Origin of the sequence: Streptomyces solicavernae (assembly GCF_029968095.1) — a bacterium.
GTDB classification, from domain to species: Bacteria; Actinomycetota; Actinomycetes; order Streptomycetales; family Streptomycetaceae; genus Streptomyces; species Streptomyces solicavernae.
In genome coordinates, this window is the sequence record NZ_JASCIR010000019.1 from 62,214 (window position 1) to 78,264 (window position 16,051).

General features: G+C 70.4%; 15 protein-coding genes and 3 tRNA genes. 8 read left to right on the plus strand and 10 right to left on the minus strand.

What is annotated here, in order from left to right; all coding sequences use genetic code 11:
* Nucleotides 1–29: 29 nt before the first annotated feature.
* The 8 genes from QIS99_RS21310 to QIS99_RS21345 form a co-directional block, all read right to left on the minus strand.
* Nucleotides 30–105, minus strand: a tRNA-Gly gene (locus tag QIS99_RS21310).
* A 29-nt stretch (nt 106–134) separates the two neighbouring features.
* Complete coding sequence (locus QIS99_RS21315) at nt 135–746, minus strand: response regulator transcription factor (RefSeq protein WP_282515170.1); 612 nt, start codon at nt 744–746, stop codon at nt 135–137.
* Entirely contained in the window at nt 743–2,020 is a 1,278-nt protein-coding gene (locus QIS99_RS21320; RefSeq protein ID WP_282515171.1) for a sensor histidine kinase, read from the minus strand. Before QIS99_RS21320 ends, QIS99_RS21315 begins: the two co-directional genes overlap by 4 nt.
* 7 nt (nt 2,021–2,027) lie before the next feature.
* Nucleotides 2,028–2,834 carry an ABC transporter permease gene (locus tag QIS99_RS21325; protein ID WP_282515172.1) on the minus strand — a complete coding sequence of 269 codons (807 nt, stop codon included), beginning with the start codon at nt 2,832–2,834 and terminating at the stop codon, nt 2,028–2,030.
* On the minus strand, nt 2,831–3,802 hold the full coding sequence (locus QIS99_RS21330) for an ABC transporter ATP-binding protein (RefSeq protein WP_282515173.1): 972 nt from the start codon (nt 3,800–3,802) through the stop codon (nt 2,831–2,833). Before QIS99_RS21330 ends, QIS99_RS21325 begins: the two co-directional genes overlap by 4 nt.
* A gap of 132 nt (nt 3,803–3,934) precedes the next feature.
* A tRNA-Gly gene (locus QIS99_RS21335) sits at nt 3,935–4,007 on the minus strand.
* A gap of 97 nt (nt 4,008–4,104) precedes the next feature.
* Nucleotides 4,105–4,176 (minus strand) — tRNA-Gly (locus QIS99_RS21340).
* Nucleotides 4,177–4,313: 137 nt separating this feature from the next.
* Entirely contained in the window at nt 4,314–4,649 is a 336-nt protein-coding gene (locus QIS99_RS21345) for a histone-like nucleoid-structuring protein Lsr2 (RefSeq protein ID WP_282515214.1), read from the minus strand.
* 365 nt (nt 4,650–5,014) lie between these two features.
* On the opposite strand from QIS99_RS21345, the gene purS reads away from it, so the two are divergent.
* From purS to purM, 7 genes are all read left to right on the plus strand, one after another.
* Nucleotides 5,015–5,290, plus strand: coding sequence for a phosphoribosylformylglycinamidine synthase subunit PurS (gene purS / locus QIS99_RS21350; RefSeq protein WP_282515174.1), 276 nt, complete (start codon nt 5,015–5,017; stop codon nt 5,288–5,290).
* Entirely contained in the window at nt 5,287–5,976 is a 690-nt protein-coding gene (purQ, locus tag QIS99_RS21355) for a phosphoribosylformylglycinamidine synthase subunit PurQ (RefSeq protein ID WP_282515175.1), read from the plus strand. The genes purS and purQ overlap by 4 nt, the downstream gene beginning before the upstream one ends.
* A complete protein-coding gene (gene purL / locus QIS99_RS21360) occupies nt 5,973–8,234 on the plus strand; it encodes a phosphoribosylformylglycinamidine synthase subunit PurL (protein ID WP_282515176.1) in 2,262 nt (753 codons plus the stop codon). Before purQ ends, purL begins: the two co-directional genes overlap by 4 nt.
* A 104-nt stretch (nt 8,235–8,338) precedes the next feature.
* Nucleotides 8,339–9,136 carry a maleylpyruvate isomerase family mycothiol-dependent enzyme gene (locus QIS99_RS21365; RefSeq protein ID WP_282515177.1) on the plus strand — a complete coding sequence of 266 codons (798 nt, stop codon included), beginning with the start codon at nt 8,339–8,341 and terminating at the stop codon, nt 9,134–9,136.
* A gap of 133 nt (nt 9,137–9,269) precedes the next feature.
* Entirely contained in the window at nt 9,270–10,112 is an 843-nt protein-coding gene (locus tag QIS99_RS21370) for an META domain-containing protein (RefSeq protein WP_282515178.1), read from the plus strand.
* A 195-nt stretch (nt 10,113–10,307) separates the two neighbouring features.
* Nucleotides 10,308–11,831, plus strand: coding sequence for an amidophosphoribosyltransferase (purF, locus tag QIS99_RS21375; RefSeq protein WP_282515179.1), 1,524 nt, complete (start codon nt 10,308–10,310; stop codon nt 11,829–11,831).
* 111 nt (nt 11,832–11,942) lie between these two features.
* Nucleotides 11,943–13,013, plus strand: a complete 1,071-nt coding sequence (gene purM, locus QIS99_RS21380) for a phosphoribosylformylglycinamidine cyclo-ligase (protein ID WP_282515180.1) — start codon at nt 11,943–11,945, stop codon at nt 13,011–13,013.
* A 152-nt stretch (nt 13,014–13,165) separates the two neighbouring features.
* Here the strand turns inward: purM and QIS99_RS21385 are convergent, their stop codons facing one another.
* Both QIS99_RS21385 and QIS99_RS21390 read right to left on the minus strand, forming a co-directional pair.
* Nucleotides 13,166–13,423, minus strand: coding sequence for a DUF3073 domain-containing protein (locus QIS99_RS21385; protein ID WP_282515181.1), 258 nt, complete (start codon nt 13,421–13,423; stop codon nt 13,166–13,168).
* Nucleotides 13,424–13,728: 305 nt separating this feature from the next.
* Nucleotides 13,729–14,829 carry a Leu/Phe/Val dehydrogenase gene (locus QIS99_RS21390; RefSeq protein ID WP_282515182.1) on the minus strand — a complete coding sequence of 367 codons (1,101 nt, stop codon included), beginning with the start codon at nt 14,827–14,829 and terminating at the stop codon, nt 13,729–13,731.
* Between the two features lie 234 nt (nt 14,830–15,063).
* On the opposite strand from QIS99_RS21390, the gene QIS99_RS21395 reads away from it, so the two are divergent.
* Nucleotides 15,064–15,930 carry a hypothetical protein gene (locus QIS99_RS21395; protein ID WP_282515183.1) on the plus strand — a complete coding sequence of 289 codons (867 nt, stop codon included), beginning with the start codon at nt 15,064–15,066 and terminating at the stop codon, nt 15,928–15,930.
* Nucleotides 15,931–16,051 lie beyond the last annotated feature (121 nt).

The window sequence follows — 16,051 nt, forward strand, 5'->3', positions numbered from 1 at the left end:
CCGGGCCGATGGCGCCGGGGGCTTCGATCTGGAGCGGACGACCAGGTTCGAACTGGCGACCTCAACCTTGGCAAGGTTGCGCTCTACCAACTGAGCTACGTCCGCAAGGCGTGCACCGCGTCGGTGCACCTCCACTATAGCCAACCTCGCTCGCGTGCGATGCGCACTGCCGCATGTCGGTTTTCGGCGGACAGCTTCGAGACGGCCGAGGAGAGGTAGTTGCGGACCGTTCCCTGCGAGAGCGCGGCCCGCTCCGCGATCTCCGCGACGGGCGCCCCGTCGGCCGCGAATTCGAGCACTTCGGCCTCCCGCGCGGTCAGCGGGGAGTCCCCGGAGGCGATCGCGTCGGCCGCCAACTCCGGGTCCACATAACGGTTTCCGGCGTGCACGGTGCGGATGATCTCGGCGAGCCGCTGGGCGCTGACGGTCTTCGGCACGAAGCCGCGCACGCCCGCCGCGAGGGCCCGTTTGAGGTGCCCGGGGCGGCCGTGGCTGGTCACGATCATGGTCCGGCAGCCGGGGAGTTCGGACCGCAGGGATGTGGCCACACTCACACCGTCGGCGCCCGGCATCTGCAGATCGAGGACCGCGACGTCCGGCCGGTGCGCCCGCGCCATGGCGAGCGCCTCGGGCCCCGAGGCGGCCTCGGCGATCACGCTCAGGTCGTCCTCAAGCGCGAGCAGTGCGGCGAGCGCGCCCCGGATCAGATGCTCGTCGTCGGCGAGCAGTACGCGTACGGCGGTCACCGGGCTTCCTCTCGTACGGATCTCTCATCGGCGCCCGTGGTCAGGGGGACCTGGGCCGTCAGGCGGAAGTGGCCGTCCCCGGTCGGGCCCGCCGCCAGGACGCCGGCCACGCCGGAGAGCCGCTCGCGCAGGCCGACGAGGCCCGAGCCGGACGCCGGGGAGGGGGCGGCCGGCGGCCGTACGCCGTCGTTCTCGACCGTCAGGACCGCCGTGCGGGAGTCGCCGCAGGTCACGCGCAGGGCGACCGTGCAGCGCTCCGCGTCGCCGTGCCGCAGCACGTTCGTGGCCGCCTCCCGGACGACCCAGCCGAGCGCCGCGTGCACGGCGGGCGGCAGCTCGTCCGCGGCCTGCGCGCCGAGCACCCGGCAGTCGATCCCGGCGGCCTTCAACACGCCCTGCGCACCGACCAGTTCGGCCCCGAGTCCGGCCTCGCGGTAGCCGCGTACGACCTCGCGGACCTCGCGCTGGGACTCCTGGGCGATCCGCTGGACCTCGACCATCTGCTCCACCGCCTCGGGCCGGCCGCGCCGGGCCAGCTGCACGGCGAGCTCGCTCTTGAGGGCGACCACGGCGAGGTTGCGGCCGAGCACGTCGTGCAGATCGCGCCCGAACCGCAGCCGCTCCTCGGCGACGGCGAGGCGGGTCTCGATGTCGCGGGCCTCGCGCAGCTGGTACATCACCCCGAGCACCCAGGCCGAGCAGCGCACCGTCATCGCCATCCAGCCGCCCGCGAAGGTGAGCGCGATCAGCGCGGCCACCATCAGTGGAACGCTCCCGCTGATCAGCCACACGGCCGCGCACAGCGCCGCGTTCAGCGCGAGGATCCGCCGTACGCCCGTGCGGACGGGGACGAGCACGGCGTACCCGCAGAGGAACGGCATGGTGGCGCAGCCGAGGGCCGTGGTCAGCATCGGGTACTCGGTCATGCCGGTGAACGCCCCGAGCGCCAGCAGGCCCACGAGCAGCGCGCCGGTGAGCGCGGCGCCCATCCGCACCTCCCGGCGGGGCATGTCGCCCACGCCCAAGTAGTGCAGGAACGCCTTCCGGATCAGCCCGATCGCCCGCCAGCCCAGGGCGAGGGCGAGCAGGACCACGGCGGCGATCAGCACCGCCGGGGCGTTCGCCCGGACCGGCCGGGTCAGGGACAGGGCGATCACGGCGGGGACGGCGGCCCAGACCAGCACATACACGGTCGCGCGCGTATAGAGGTCCACCCGCTCCAGGGCACTGCTCTGCCGCCATGTGCCGAACCGCACGACCACCGTCCCACTCACTTCCCGCTCAGCGCCGGGGTTCCCAGCGGAACCACCGCTGTACAGCAAACACCGCGAGCAGTACCCAGGCCACCGCCGTGGCGGCGGCGCCGAGCGCTTCGTACGCGGAGAGCTCGCCGGTCCAGCCGCCCCGCACGAGCCGCATCGCGGGGGACAGCGGAAGGAGTTCCAGTACGGAGGCAAGGCGGTCGGGGAAGACTTCGAGGGGCACGGTCATGCCGGAGCCGATCATGGAGACGAACATCAGCGGCAGGCTGCTGACCTGCGCGCTCTCCGCGGTACGGCTGAACGCGGCGGTCACCGCCCCGAGCGCGACCATGAGCACCGTCCCCAACAGCACGCCCAGGACGGCCAGATGGGGTGCCCGGGGGGCCTCCAGGCCGACGAGCGCCGTGCACGCGACGGCCACGACGACGCACTGTGCGAGCCCGATGAGGGCGGCGGGCAGCGCGGTCCCGGCGAGGATCTCCCGGTCGCGCAGCTCGCCGGTGCGCAGCCGCTTGAGGACGAGTTCCTCGCGGCGGGCGACGTAGATGTTGACGAGCGCCGAGTACACCGCGAACAGCATCGCGAAGCCGATGCCGGCGGTCAGCAGGGCGGTTCCCATGGTGAGGCCCGCCTTCTCCAGCATGTCGCCCTTCAGCGTCTGCTGGACACTGAGCGGCAGCACCAGCGGGATGACGATCGCGGTGACGAGCATGCCCTTGCTGCGGCCGAGCAGCGTCAACTCGGCCTTCCCCAGGGCCGCGAGGCGTCCGGCGGCCGTCGTGGCGGATCCTGTGGTCGTGGTCGTGGTCGTGGTCGCGGCGCTCATGCCACCTTCTCCTTGTCCCCGGCTTCACGGGCGTCCCGTGCTTCCTGCTTGACGTCTCGCGCGATCCGCAGGAACGCCTCTTCGAGCGAGGCCGACCGCACGTCCAGCCCGCGCAGTTCGACACCCGCGTCCCGGGCCCACAACAGCAGCTGTGTGGCGGCCTGTTGGAGCACGTCGGTACGGAGTTTCACGGTCCGCCCCTCCGTCTCGTGCGCCGTGACGCCGAGCGCGCCGAGCGGCGGCAGGTCGCCGAGGTGGTAGCCCTCGGGCAGCTGGAAGGTGATCTGGGAGGGCTGGGCGGCGGTGACCTCGGCGGGCGTGCCGCTCGCCGCGAGCTGCCCGGCGTGCATGATCGCGAGCCGGTCGGCGAGCGATTCGGCCTCTTCGAGGTAGTGGGTGGTGAGCAGCACGGTGGTGCCGGAGGCGCGCAGTGCCCGCACCAGCTCCCAGGTCTCGACGCGCCCTTCGGCGTCGAGCCCGGTGGTGGGTTCGTCGAGGAACAGCACGTCGGGCCGGCCGAGCAGGGCGAGTGCGAGGTCGAGCCGCCGCTTCTCGCCGCCGGACAGCTGCTTGATGCGTACGCGGGCACGGTGGCCGAGGCCCACCAGCTCCAGCGCCTCTCCCGTGGGCCTGGAGCCGCTGGTGCACCCGGCCCACATGCGGACGGCCTCGCCGACGGTCAGCTCGGAGGGGAAGCCGCCTTCCTGAAGCATCACGCCGATCCGGGGCCGGACGAGGCCGCGCTCGGCGTACGGGTCGTGCCCGAGCACCCGCACCCGTCCCGCGGTGGGCCGGGCCAGGCCTTCGAGCAGTTCGACGGTGGAGGTCTTTCCGGCGCCGTTGGTGCCGAGCAGGGCGAAGAGTTCGCCGCGGCCGACGGCGAAGGAGATTCCCCGTACGGCCTCGAACCCGCCCCCGTACACGCGCCGCAGATCGGTGACTTCGATCACGTGGTCATCGGTGTTCATGTGGTCCAGGATTTCCCGGCCGGCCGTCGGGCGGCAGTGCGCGCTGTCATGAGCGTGCATGACAAATGTCAGAGAGGGCCGGGCGCATACGACGAAGGCCCCGGTCCGTCGGACCGGGGCCTTCGTTCTCTGAGCGAACGACGAGGTTCGAACTCGCGACCTCAACCTTGGCAAGGTTGCGCTCTACCAACTGAGCTACGTTCGCATTGCTTCCGATCATCGGCTTCCCGAAAGAGAGGGGCCACTGACCGGTGCGAGCACCAGACTACCTGATCCACCGGAGTGGTCGGTAACCGATGCAGAGCGGGTGACAGGAATTGCACACTGCGCCTCCCTCTTGGAAAGAGGGTGTTCTGCTACTGAACTACACCCGCGCGTTCTCCGTGGGGCCCGGCCTCTCGGCCCTGCCCCGCGGCGCGCTCCAGACTTTAGCCGACCTGCGGGGGTGTTGTGCAAGTCGGCTGCCGCGACGGCCTCTTGGGCTGCCGCCGCAGCGCCCGTACGGCGACGGTCAGTTGGCGGCCTCGAACGCCTCGTAGACCTTCTTCGGGATGCGCCCGCGGGCCGGTACCTCCATCTTGTGCGATCGGGCCCAGGCGCGGACCGCCGCGGGGTCGGCGGTCACCGCGGTGTGCTTGTACTCCTTGCCCGGCTTGCCGGCCTTGCCGGTGCGCGACTGCTTGCGGCCCGCCTGCAGGTAGGGGGCGAGTGCCTTGCGCAGTTTCTTGGCATTGGCTTGATTGAGGTCGATCTCGTACGACTTGCCGTCGAGACCGAAGGCGACCGTTTCCGCCGCTTCTCCGCCGTCGATGTCGTCAAAGAGAGTGACCACGACACGCTGCGCCACGAATATCGGTCCCTTCATGCGGACTCACCGCGCTGACATGCGGTGATGGCCGACTGTTCGGCTGTGTTGCGGCTCTTCCCCGGGTTTTTCCGGGGCGTTGGGCCGGACTGCCCCGAGGTATTGCCATTTCCTTTGTACAGGGCGAGGCAATGCATGGGGAAGTCCGACTAAAACCTTCCGCGTGTCCGTGTGCAATGGGTGTGGCAATGCCTGCACGGAATTTTCCCTGGATTTTCCCCGGTGGGCGTCCGGTGTCTCCCTAAAGTGACGGCCATCACGTAGGACTCTACGAATCTATGCGCGTAGAAATTTCCGTCGGATACGCTGAAGGAACCGTTCTCACGCACCACACACCGGGAGTGCCAGTGGCACGCGTCGTAGTCGACGTCATGCTCAAGCCCGAGATCCTCGACCCCCAGGGACAGGCGGTGCAGCGTGCACTGCCGCGCCTGGGATTCCAGGGCATCGCGGACGTACGTCAAGGGAAGCGCTTCGAGCTGGAGGTCGAAGGGCCGGTCGACGAGGCCGCCCTCGCCCGTATCCACGAGATGGCCGAGACCTTCCTCGCCAACACCGTCATCGAGGACTTCGTGGTCAAGGTCGAAGAGCCCGATCACGCAGCCGCCGGGGAGCCGAAGTGACTGCCCGTATCGGAGTCGTCACTTTTCCCGGCACGCTCGACGACCGTGACACCCAGCGCGCGGTCCGTGTCGCCGGCGCCGAAGCGGTGCCGCTGTGGCACCGTGACAAGGACCTGAAGCAGGTCGACGCCGTGGTTCTTCCCGGCGGTTTCTCCTACGGCGACTATCTGCGGGCCGGGGCGATCTCCCGGTTCTCGCCGCTGATGGAGACGGTCATCGAGCAGGCCAAGGGCGGAATGCCGGTTCTGGGCATCTGCAATGGCTTTCAGGTGCTGACGGAAACGCACTTGCTGCCCGGCGCGATGCTGCGGAACAACCACCTGCACTTCGTCTGCCGCGACCAGAAGCTGCGCGTCGAGACGGACAACACCGCCTGGACCTCCGACTACACGGCCGGCCAGGAGATCTCCGTACCGCTGAAGAACATCGACGGCCGGTACGTCGCCGACGAGCGCACCCTGGACATGCTGGAGGCCGAGGGCCGCGTCGCCTTCCGGTACCTCGACCTGAATCCCAACGGCTCGCTCCGTGACATCGCGGGCATCAGCAACGCGGCGGGCAACGTCGTCGGTCTGATGCCGCACCCCGAGCACGCCGTCGAGCCGCTGGTCGGCACCGGCCGCACCGACGGGCTCGGCTTCTTCACCTCGATCCTGAAGAACCTCCTCAAGGGGGCCCACGCATGACGCTCGACACGGTCAAGCACGCCGCCGAGACCCCCGAGTCCGAGCAGCCCTGGAAGGAACTCGGCCTCAAGCAGGACGAGTACGAGCGCATCCGCGAGATCCTCGACCGCCGTCCCACCGGCGCCGAGCTCGCCATGTACTCGGTGATGTGGTCCGAGCACTGCTCGTACAAGTCGTCCAAGGTGCACCTCAAGCAGTTCGGCGAGAAGGCGCCCGAGAACGATGCGCTGCTCGTCGGCATCGGCGAGAACGCCGGTGTCGTCGACGTCGGCCAGGGCTACGCGGTCACCTTCAAGGTGGAGTCGCACAACCACCCCTCGTACATCGAGCCGTACCAGGGCGCCGCGACCGGCGTCGGCGGCATCGTGCGCGACATCCTCGCGATGGGCGCGCGCCCGGTCGCCGTCATGGACCCGCTGCGCTTCGGCGCGGCGGACCACCCCGACACCAAGCGCGTCCTGCCGGGCGTCGTCGCGGGCATCGGCGGCTACGGCAACTGCCTGGGCCTGCCCAACATCGGCGGCGAGGTCGTCTTCGACCCCTGCTACCAGGGCAACCCGCTGGTCAACGCGCTCTGCGTGGGCGTCATGAAGCACGAGGACATCCACCTCGCCAAGGCCTCCGGCACCGGCAACAAGGTCATCCTGTACGGCGCCCGCACGGGCGGCGACGGCATCGGCGGCGTCTCGGTCCTGGCGAGCGAGACCTTCGACTCGACCGGTCCCTCGCGCCGTCCGGCCGTCCAGGTCGGCGACCCGTTCCAGGAGAAGCTGCTCATCGAGTGCACCCTGGAGATCTTCCGCGAGGACCTCGTCGCGGGCATCCAGGACCTCGGCGGCGCCGGACTCTCCTGCGCCACCAGCGAGCTGGCCTCGGCCGGGTCCGGCGGAATGCGCGTCGAGCTGGACACCGTGCCGCTGCGGGACGCGACGCTCTCTCCTGAGGAGATCCTCATGAGCGAGTCGCAGGAACGCATGTGCGCGGTCGTCGAGCCCGGCAACGTCGACCGCTTCCTGGAGATCTGCGAGAAGTGGGACGTCATCGCCACCGTCATCGGTGAGGTGACCGAGGGCGAGCGCCTGGAGATCTTCTGGCACGGCGAGCAGATCGTCGACGTACCGCCGCGGTCCGTGGCCCACGAGGGCCCGACGTACCACCGGCCGTACGCCCGCCCGGAGTGGCAGGACGCACTGCAGGCCGACGACGCGGGGAAGCTGGCCCGTCCGGCGAACGCGGACGAGCTGCGCGAGCAGATCCTCAAGCTGGTCGCCTCCCCGAACCAGGCCTCCAAGGCGTGGGTCACCGACCAGTACGACCGTTTCGTGCAGGGCAACACGATCCTCGCGCAGCCGGAGGACTCCGGCATGGTGCGGATCGACGAGGAGACCAACCTCGGCGTGGCCGTGTCGACCGACGGCAACGGCCGGTACGCGAAGCTCGACCCGTACACGGGCGCGCAGCTGGCGCTCGCCGAGTCGTACCGCAATGTCGCCGCCTCCGGCGCCAAGCCGCTCGCCGTCTCCGACTGCCTGAACTTCGGCTCGCCGGAGGACCCGGGCGTCATGTGGCAGTTCGCCGAGGCGACCCGTGGTCTGGCGGACGCCTGCCAGGCGCTCGGCACCCCGGTGACCGGCGGCAACGTCTCCCTCTACAACCAGACCGGGGAGACGGCGATCCACCCGACGCCGGTCGTCGCGGTGCTCGGTGTGATCGACGACGTGACCCGGCGTACGCCGATCGCCTTCGCCGAAGAGGGCCAGCTGCTCTACCTCCTGGGCGACACCCGCGAGGAGTTCGGCGGTTCGGCCTGGTCGCAGGTGGTCCACGAGCACCTGGGCGGGCTGCCGCCGCAGGTCGACCTGGACCGGGAGAAGCTGCTCGCCGAGATCCTGATCTCCGGCTCGCGCGACGGCATGATCGACGCCGCGCACGACCTGTCCGACGGCGGTGTCGTCCAGGCGGTCGTCGAGTCCTGCCTGCGCGGCGGCCACGGTGCGCGGCTCGTCGTGCCCGACGGTCTGGACGCGTTCACGTTCCTGCTCTCCGAGTCGGCGGGCCGCGCGGTCGTCGCGGTGCCGCGCAGCGAGGAGCTCCGGTTCACGGACATGTGCGGGGCGCGCGGCCTTCCGGCCACGCGGATCGGCGTCGTCGACGGCTCCGGGGCGGACGCGGTGGTCGAGGTGCAGGGCGAGTTCGGCATCCCGCTGAGCGAGCTGCGCACGGCCCACGAGGAGACGGTGCCCGGGCTGCTCGCCTGAGGTTCCTCTCGTACGTACGCGGTTTCGGCCCCGCCCGGTGGTTCCGGGCGGGGCCGAAGTGCGTTCACCCACGGGTGTCGTACCCCGGACGTAGGGTTTCCGGCATGCCGCCTGCGAAGAAGCGCCCGCGTACATACGACCCGAAGAAGACCGCCGCGGCCGTCCGGGCCCAGTTCGGTGCCGTACGGGAGGCCGCGAACCACCTCACGCCCGAGCAGCTCGCACGGCCCACGCACCTGGAGCCCTGGACGGTGCGCGACCTCCTGGTGCACCTCGACATGGCGGTGTCCGCCGTGGTCCGGCACCTCGACGACGCCGAGCCGGCCAAGCCCGGCCTGGGACTCCTGGACTGGCCGCCGGCCACCTTCAAGTTCGCCGGGGCGTTGGCCGATGTCGTCCCCGAACTCGCCGCGCGCGCCCCGGAGCAGCTGGACGAGCTGTTCGCGCGGACCCTGGCGGACTTCGACGACCGCCTCGCCAAGGCCGAGCCGCACCGCACGCTGGCGACACGGCTCGGCGCCATGGCCCTGGGTGACTTCCTGGTGACCCGTACCGTCGAACTCGTCGTCCACACCGACGACTTGAACCGGGCGGCCGGTATCGACGTCCCGCTGGACCGCCAGGCCGTCGCCGCCTGCACCCGGTTCCTCGCGGACGCGCTCGCGGCGAAGGCGCCCGGCGGTGCGACGGAGGTGCGGATTCCGCCGTACGCCGTGGTCCAGTGCATCGAGGGCCCGCGCCACACCCGCGGCACCCCGCCCAACGTGGTGGAGACGGACCCGCTGACGTGGATCCGGCTCGCGACGGGACGTACGGAGTGGGCCACCGCAGTCGACGCGGCGAAGGTCACGGCGAGCGGCGAGCGGGCCGATCTGTCGGCGGTGCTGCCGGTCATGGGCTAGGTGTACTGCCCTGTGAGGTTGGGGACACGGGCCTCGTGGTCAGGGCGCGGGCGACGGGCCAGGAGCGATCGCCGGTGAGAAGTGACCGGAAAGAGAACGGAACCGATCGCCCCACCTCCTCCGTCACACCGGCATGCACACGCAGCGAAAGACCCTCAGCACCGTCGGAGCCGTCAGTGCCGCAGCGGCCTTGGGGCTGCTCACGGCCTGCGGAGCCGACAAGACCGACGCCGGAGCCGCCCCGGCCGAACCCAGCGTGCCCGTGACCGGCACGCACTGGACCGTGGACAGCTTCACGTCCGGCGGCAAGAAGATCGACGCCCCGGGCACCAAGGCGTACGTCTCCTTCGACAAGAAGGGCCGCGCCTCGGGCAACTTCGGCTGCAACGGATTCGGCGGTGTCGCGCAGATCAAGGGCGACACCATCACCGTAGACAAGATCGCCAAGACGGAGATGTCCTGCGGCGACGAGATCGACGCCCTGGAGGCCAAGCTGACCGAGGCGCTCAACGGCAAGCTCAAGGCCACCGTGAAGGGCGACAAGCTGACCCTCACCACGGCCAAGGGCGACTCGATCACCCTCACCTCGGAGCCGCCCGCCGAGCTGGCCGGCACCAAGTGGCTGCTGACCGCGGTCGTCGAGAAGGAGGTGGCGACCTCCCTGCCCGAGAGCGCCGCCAAGGACGGGAAGGCCCACCTGGTCTTCGACGAGAAGGCCGGCACGGTCAGCGGCAACCTCGGCTGCAACACGGTCAACGCCGAGGCGAAGGTCACCGACGGCAAGATCGAGCTCGGCACCCCGCGCCTCACCCGCAAGATGTGCGACGACGACGTCATGAAGGCCGAGCAGAACCTGGTCAAGCTGTTCGACTCGACGGTGACGTACGAGATCGAGCACCGCACCCTGCACCTCACCGGCAAGGACGGCCTCGGCCTCGACGCGCACGCGGCGGACGCGGCCGACGCGAAGAAGTAGACGGCGGGGGTCCGGGGGCCGAGCCCTCGGACCCGCCCGCCCTCACTGCGGGTACGCCGACGGCTGCGGCGCGACAGGGCGCAGGCCACGCCGCGTACCCGTTCATGGCGCCTGAAGTGCGAGCTGTGTCACCTACGCGTGTTGACCGGGGTCCCCAATTCGGACCAGTGGTCGATCTCGCCTACACTCGGTGGCGTGCGTGGTGATGGACGACTCAACCACGACCTGCTCCCCGGCGAGAAAGGCCCCCAGGACGCTTGCGGCGTCTTCGGTGTCTGGGCTCCCGGCGAAGAGGTCGCCAAGCTCACCTATTTCGGACTGTATGCCCTGCAGCACCGTGGACAGGAGTCCGCGGGCATCGCAGTGAGCAACGGGTCCCAGATCCTGGTCTTCAAGGACATGGGTCTGGTCTCGCAGGTCTTCGACGAAACCTCCCTGGGTTCCCTCCAGGGTCATATCGCGGTCGGTCATGCCCGCTACTCCACCACCGGAGCCTCGGTGTGGGAGAACGCGCAGCCGACGTTCCGTGCGACCGCGCACGGCTCGATCGCGCTCGGCCACAACGGCAACCTGGTCAACACGGCCCAGCTCGCCGAGATGGTCGCCGGCCTCCCCAAGGAGAACGGCCGCTCGACGCAGGTCGCCGCGACCAACGACACCGACCTGGTCACCGCCCTGCTCGCCGGCCAGACGGACGCCGACGGCAAGCCGCTGACCGTGGAGGAAGCCGCTCCGCAGGTGCTGCCGCACGTCAAGGGCGCCTTCTCCCTCGTCTTCATGGACGAGCAGACGCTGTACGCGGCCCGCGACCCGCAGGGCATCCGCCCGCTGGTCCTCGGCCGCCTGGAGCGCGGCTGGGTCATCGCGTCGGAGTCCGCGGCCCTGGACATCTGCGGCGCCGCATACGTCCGCGAGGTCGAACCGGGCGAGATGATCGCCATCGACGAGAACGGGATGCGCAGCTCCCGATTCGCCGAAGCAAAGCCCAAGGGCTGTGTCTTCGAGTACGTCTACCTGGCCCGCCCCGACACCGACATCGCCGGCCGGAACGTCTACCTCTCCCGCGTGGAGATGGGCCGCAAGCTCGCCGAGGAAGCCCCCGCCGACGCCGACCTGGTGATAGCCACGCCGGAGTCCGGCACCCCCGCCGCCGTCGGATACGCCGAAGCCAGCGGCATCCCGTACGGCGTGGGCCTGGTCAAGAACGCCTACGTCGGCCGGACCTTCATCCAGCCCTCGCAGACGATCCGCCAGCTCGGCATCCGGCTGAAGCTGAACCCGCTCAAGGAAGTCATCAAGGGCAAGCGCCTGGTCGTCGTCGACGACTCGATCGTGCGCGGCAACACCCAGCGTGCCCTCGTCCGGATGCTCCGCGAGGCCGGCGCCGCCGAGGTGCACGTGCGCATCTCCTCGCCGCCCGTGAAGTGGCCCTGCTTCTTCGGCATCGACTTCGCGACCCGCGCCGAGCTGATCGCCAACGGCCTCTCGGTCGAGGAGATCGGCAAGTCCATGGGCGCCGACTCCCTCTCGTACATCTCCATCGACGGGATGATCGAGGCGACCACCATCGCGAAGCCGAACCTCTGCCGGGCCTGCTTCGACGGCGAGTACCCGATGGAGCTCCCCGACCCCGAGCTGCTCGGCAAGCAGCTGCTTGAGACCGAGCTCGCCGCGGGCGCCGCCACCACGGCCGCGACCGACGCGATCCGGCGCCCGTAGCAGCCGCGGACACCCGTAGCAGCCGCGGACACCTGCCGCGGACACCCGCAGCAGGCAGCCGCAGACACCCGCAGTAACACCCGCAGTAACGACACGAAGGTTCTCCCCGCCATGTCCGAGACCACTGGTGCCAGCTACGCAGCCGCGGGCGTCGACATCGAAGCGGGCGACCGCGCCGTCGAGCTGATGAAGGAGTGGGTGAAGAAGACCCAGCGCCCCGAGACCACCGGCCTCGGCGGCCTCGGCGGCTTCGCCGGCCTCTTCGACGCCTCCGCCCTGAAGCGGTACGAGCGCCCGCTCCTCGCCTCCGCCACCGACGGCGTCGGCACGAAGGTCGACCTCGCCCGCAAGCTCGGCGTGTACGACACCATCGGCCACGACCTCGTCGGCATGGTCGTCGACGACCTGGTGGTCTGCGGTGCCGAGCCGCTGTTCATGACCGACTACATCTGCGTCGGCAAGGTCCACCCCGAGCGCGTCGCCGCGATCGTCAAGGGCATCGCCGAGGGCTGCGTCCTGGCCGGCTGCGCCCTGGTCGGCGGCGAGACCGCGGAGCACCCGGGCCTGCTCGGCGCGGACGACTTCGACGTGGCGGGCGCCGGTACCGGCGTCGTCGAGGCCGACCGGGTCCTCGGCGCCGACCGCATCCGGAGCGGCGACGTGGTCCTCGCCATGGCCTCCTCCGGCCTGCACTCCAACGGCTACTCGCTGGTCCGGCACGTGCTGTTCGACCGCGCGAAGATGTCGCTCGACGAGCAGGTCGCCGAGTTCGGCCGCACCCTCGGCGAAGAGCTCCTGGAGCCCACGCGGATCTACTCCCTGGACTGCCTGGCCCTGACCCGTACGACCGAGGTGCACGCCTTCAGCCACGTCACCGGCGGCGGCCTCGCGAACAACCTCGCCCGGGTCGTCCCGGACAACCTGCACGCCACGGTCGACCGCTCCACCTGGACGCCGGGCCCGGTCTTCGACCTCGTCGGCAAGGCCGGACAGGTCGAGCGCCTGGAGCTGGAGAAGACGCTGAACATGGGCGTCGGCATGATCGCCGTGGTCCCCGAGACGTCCGTCGACGTCGCCCTCGCCACCCTCGCCGACCGCGGCGTGGACGCCTGGGTCGCGGGCCGGATCACCGAGCGCGGCGACCACGAGACGGGTGCGACGCTCACGGGCGACTACGCCTGACGCCTGAGACTCCTCGTCAGGCCGTGCGCGCCGAAGGTACCCACCCGGCACGCACGGCCTGAACGTACGACCGCTCGTACCGTAAAACGGCAGCACGAAACCCGGTCCGGCGAACCCGGGACCGGGTGAAGTGCGAAGGTGCGGCGAGCTGGTTACGCGCCGCGGCGTTGTTGCGACGAAGGACCGGACTCGTCGTCCTCGTCCTCATCGTCGTCGTTATAGAGATCCGCGTACTGGGCGTACGGGTCGTCTTCGTCCTCGTCGTCCTCGAACGGCTCGCCGTTCGGCGGCTGGCTCGAAGTCGATGCGCCCAGCTCATTGGCCAGACGCGACAGGTCAGTCCCGCCGCTGCTGTACTTCAGCTGGCGGGCGACCTTCGTCTGCTTGGCCTTTGCCCGGCCGCGCCCCATGGCTCGACCCCCTCGGATACGGGGCTCGACGGCCCCAGAGTCTTGACACGCGTTCATGATTCAGAACGGGCTCTCCTCGGAGAGACCGGTCCGTAGGGCTTCAACGGTACCTGCTTCGGCGGCCATACGGTACGCCGCCCACGGTACGCGCCTTGCCCTCAGACCCTGGAGGAGCTTCGTCCTCGCTGGTCACAGGCGATTTTAACCTCTTCTTGGCGAGCGACCCGCCGACGGGGGTGAGCCTTGTCTCGTCATGTCCACGTGATGAGACAGCCCCCGCCGGAAGGTCACCCGGAGTGATCGCCTCAGCGGGCCCGGCGGGCCTCCGCGATGCGCTGCTCGGCGATCCGGTCGGCCGCCGCGGCGGGCGGAATCCCGTCCGACTTCGCACGTGCGAATATGGCGAGCGTGGTGTCGAAGATCTTGGACGCCTTGGCCTTGCAGCGGTCGAAGTCGAAGCCGTGCAGCTCGTCGGCGACCTGGATCACGCCACCGGCGTTCACCACGTAGTCCGGGGCGTAGAGGATCCCGCGGTCGGCGAGGTCCTTCTCCACGCCCGGGTGCTCCAGCTGGTTGTTGGCCGCGCCGCACACCACCTTGGCGGTGAGCGCCGGGACCGACGCGTCGTTCAGGGCGCCGCCGAGCGCGCACGGCGCGTACACGTCGAGCCCCTCCACGCGGATGAGCGCCTCGGTGTCGGCGACGGCGGTGACGCGGCCCTCCGGGTGCCGTTCGAGGATCCGGCGCACCGACTCCTCGCGCACATCGGTGATGACGACCTCGGCGCCGTCCTCAAGCAGGTGCTCGACGAGGTGGTGGCCGACCTTGCCGACCCCGGCGATGCCGACCTTGCGCCCGCGCAGCGACGGGTCGCCCCACAGGTGCTGCGCGGAGGCGCGCATGCCCTGGAAGACGCCGTACGCGGTGAGCACGGAGGAGTCGCCGGCGCCGCCGTTCTCGGGGGAGCGGCCGGTGGTCCAGCGGCACTCGCGGGCCACGACGTCCATGTCGGCCACGTACGTACCGACATCGCAGGCGGTGACGTAACGGCCGCCGAGAGAGGCCACGAACCGGCCGTAGGCGAGCAGCAGCTCCTCGCTCTTGATCTTCTCCGGGTCGCCGATGATCACGGCCTTGCCACCGCCGTGATCGAGCCCGGCCATGGCGTTCTTGTACGACATCCCGCGCGCGAGGTTGAGCGCGTCGGCGACCGCCTCGGCCTCGCTCGCGTACGGGTAGAAGCGGGTGCCGCCGAGGGCGGGGCCCAGGGCGGTGGAGTGGATCGCGATGACGGCCTTGAGGCCGCTGGCGCGGTCCTGACAGAGCACGACCTGCTCATGGCCGCCCTGGTCCGAGTGGAACAGGGTGTGCAGTACGTCGGCAGGTGCGCCGGTCACTTCGGTCACGGTGGTGACTCCCAGGTGGGTAGCGGCGGATGGAACCAGCTCTGGCTCGCCGCCCGCTTGTGGCGGGCGGAGGGTGGGGCGAGCTGTGGTGGGCGGCTGTGGGCCGCGTGAGCAAGAGAGTACGACCTGTCATGGCACTCCCGGGAGGCAGTGTCGTGGATCACTCCATGGTGCGCCGGACCGTGGGACGATCGGCAGGGTTTTCCCGGCTGCCGTGAGGGGAGGGAGCAAGTCGTGCCCGAAGCGACCCCGCCTGCATCGCTCTGTGTCCCCTACGCCGCCTACCTGCGCGTGTACGAGCCCCTGGCCGCCTTTCCCGAGCCCGAGCGCGGTCACTGGGCGCGCTACGCGGAGCGGTCCGAGCGTCCGACGTACCAGGTCGAACTCCGCCGTTCCCTGGGTGACTTGCTGCCGACGCCGCCGCTGGCGGTGCCGGCGCACGAGAGCGCGGACGCGTTCGTGGCGTACGCCGACGGAGTGCTCTGCGTCTGTCCCTGGCGCACCCGGCTGCGCGGCTGGCAGGCACTCGGCGATCTGGCCGAGGAGCTGCCGCTGCCGGTGCTCGACGCGGTCCTGCCGCCCGTGGTGCGCCTGCAGGCGAGCGCGGACTACGAGGAGTGGCGCGAGCGGAACCCGGATGCCCGCCCGTGGATCCGCACGGCGACCTGGCACGTACCGCTGCACTGGTTCGCGCTCGTCGCCGACGGGGAGCGGAGTTACGAGAAGGGGGCGGGGGACGCCGCCACGGAGGCCGGGGCGCCGTCCCTGCGTTACCGGACGCCGATGGTGGAGGCGCGGCGCCGGGTCGCGCGGGCGCTCAGGACGCTGCGGGAGGCCCTGGACGAGGGGGCGCTGATCGACGGCCTGGTAGATGTGGGGCGTTGGCTGGAGGAGTTCCACCCGCGCTCGCTCGTCGAGCTCGACTACGGCGGTCTGGTGCACGCCCTTCCGGCCGACCTCCTCGATGCGGACCACTCGGCGGCGGATGTCGCGGAGGGCGTCGAGGCGTTGCGGGACGGGGACGGGGTCCGGGCCGGTGAGGCCTATGCGCGGCTCGTGGAACGGTGGCGCGCGGTCCGCGAGCGGCAGTTCGCAAGCTAGTAGTTATCCTCAAGAACCGGACCCTTCGGGGCCAATGCCTCGGGCGGGTGCGTCCGCGGGGTGGGCCTATCGTCGGAGGAGCGTGAGGACCTAGGTCCCGATCCGGGCGTTTGTCTCAAGC

Coding starts and splice junctions, on each gene's coding strand:
- QIS99_RS21325 (WP_282515172.1), bottom strand. CDS start 2,834: ATGAGCGCCGCGACCACGACCACGACCACGACCACAGGATCCGCCACG.
- QIS99_RS21330 (WP_282515173.1), bottom strand. CDS start 3,802: ATGAACACCGATGACCACGTGATCGAAGTCACCGATCTGCGGCGCGTG.
- purL (WP_282515176.1), top strand. CDS start 5,973: ATGACGCTCGACACGGTCAAGCACGCCGCCGAGACCCCCGAGTCCGAG.
- QIS99_RS21365 (WP_282515177.1), top strand. CDS start 8,339: ATGCCGCCTGCGAAGAAGCGCCCGCGTACATACGACCCGAAGAAGACC.
- QIS99_RS21370 (WP_282515178.1), top strand. CDS start 9,270: ATGCACACGCAGCGAAAGACCCTCAGCACCGTCGGAGCCGTCAGTGCC.
- purM (WP_282515180.1), top strand. CDS start 11,943: ATGTCCGAGACCACTGGTGCCAGCTACGCAGCCGCGGGCGTCGACATC.
- QIS99_RS21385 (WP_282515181.1), bottom strand. CDS start 13,423: ATGGGGCGCGGCCGGGCAAAGGCCAAGCAGACGAAGGTCGCCCGCCAG.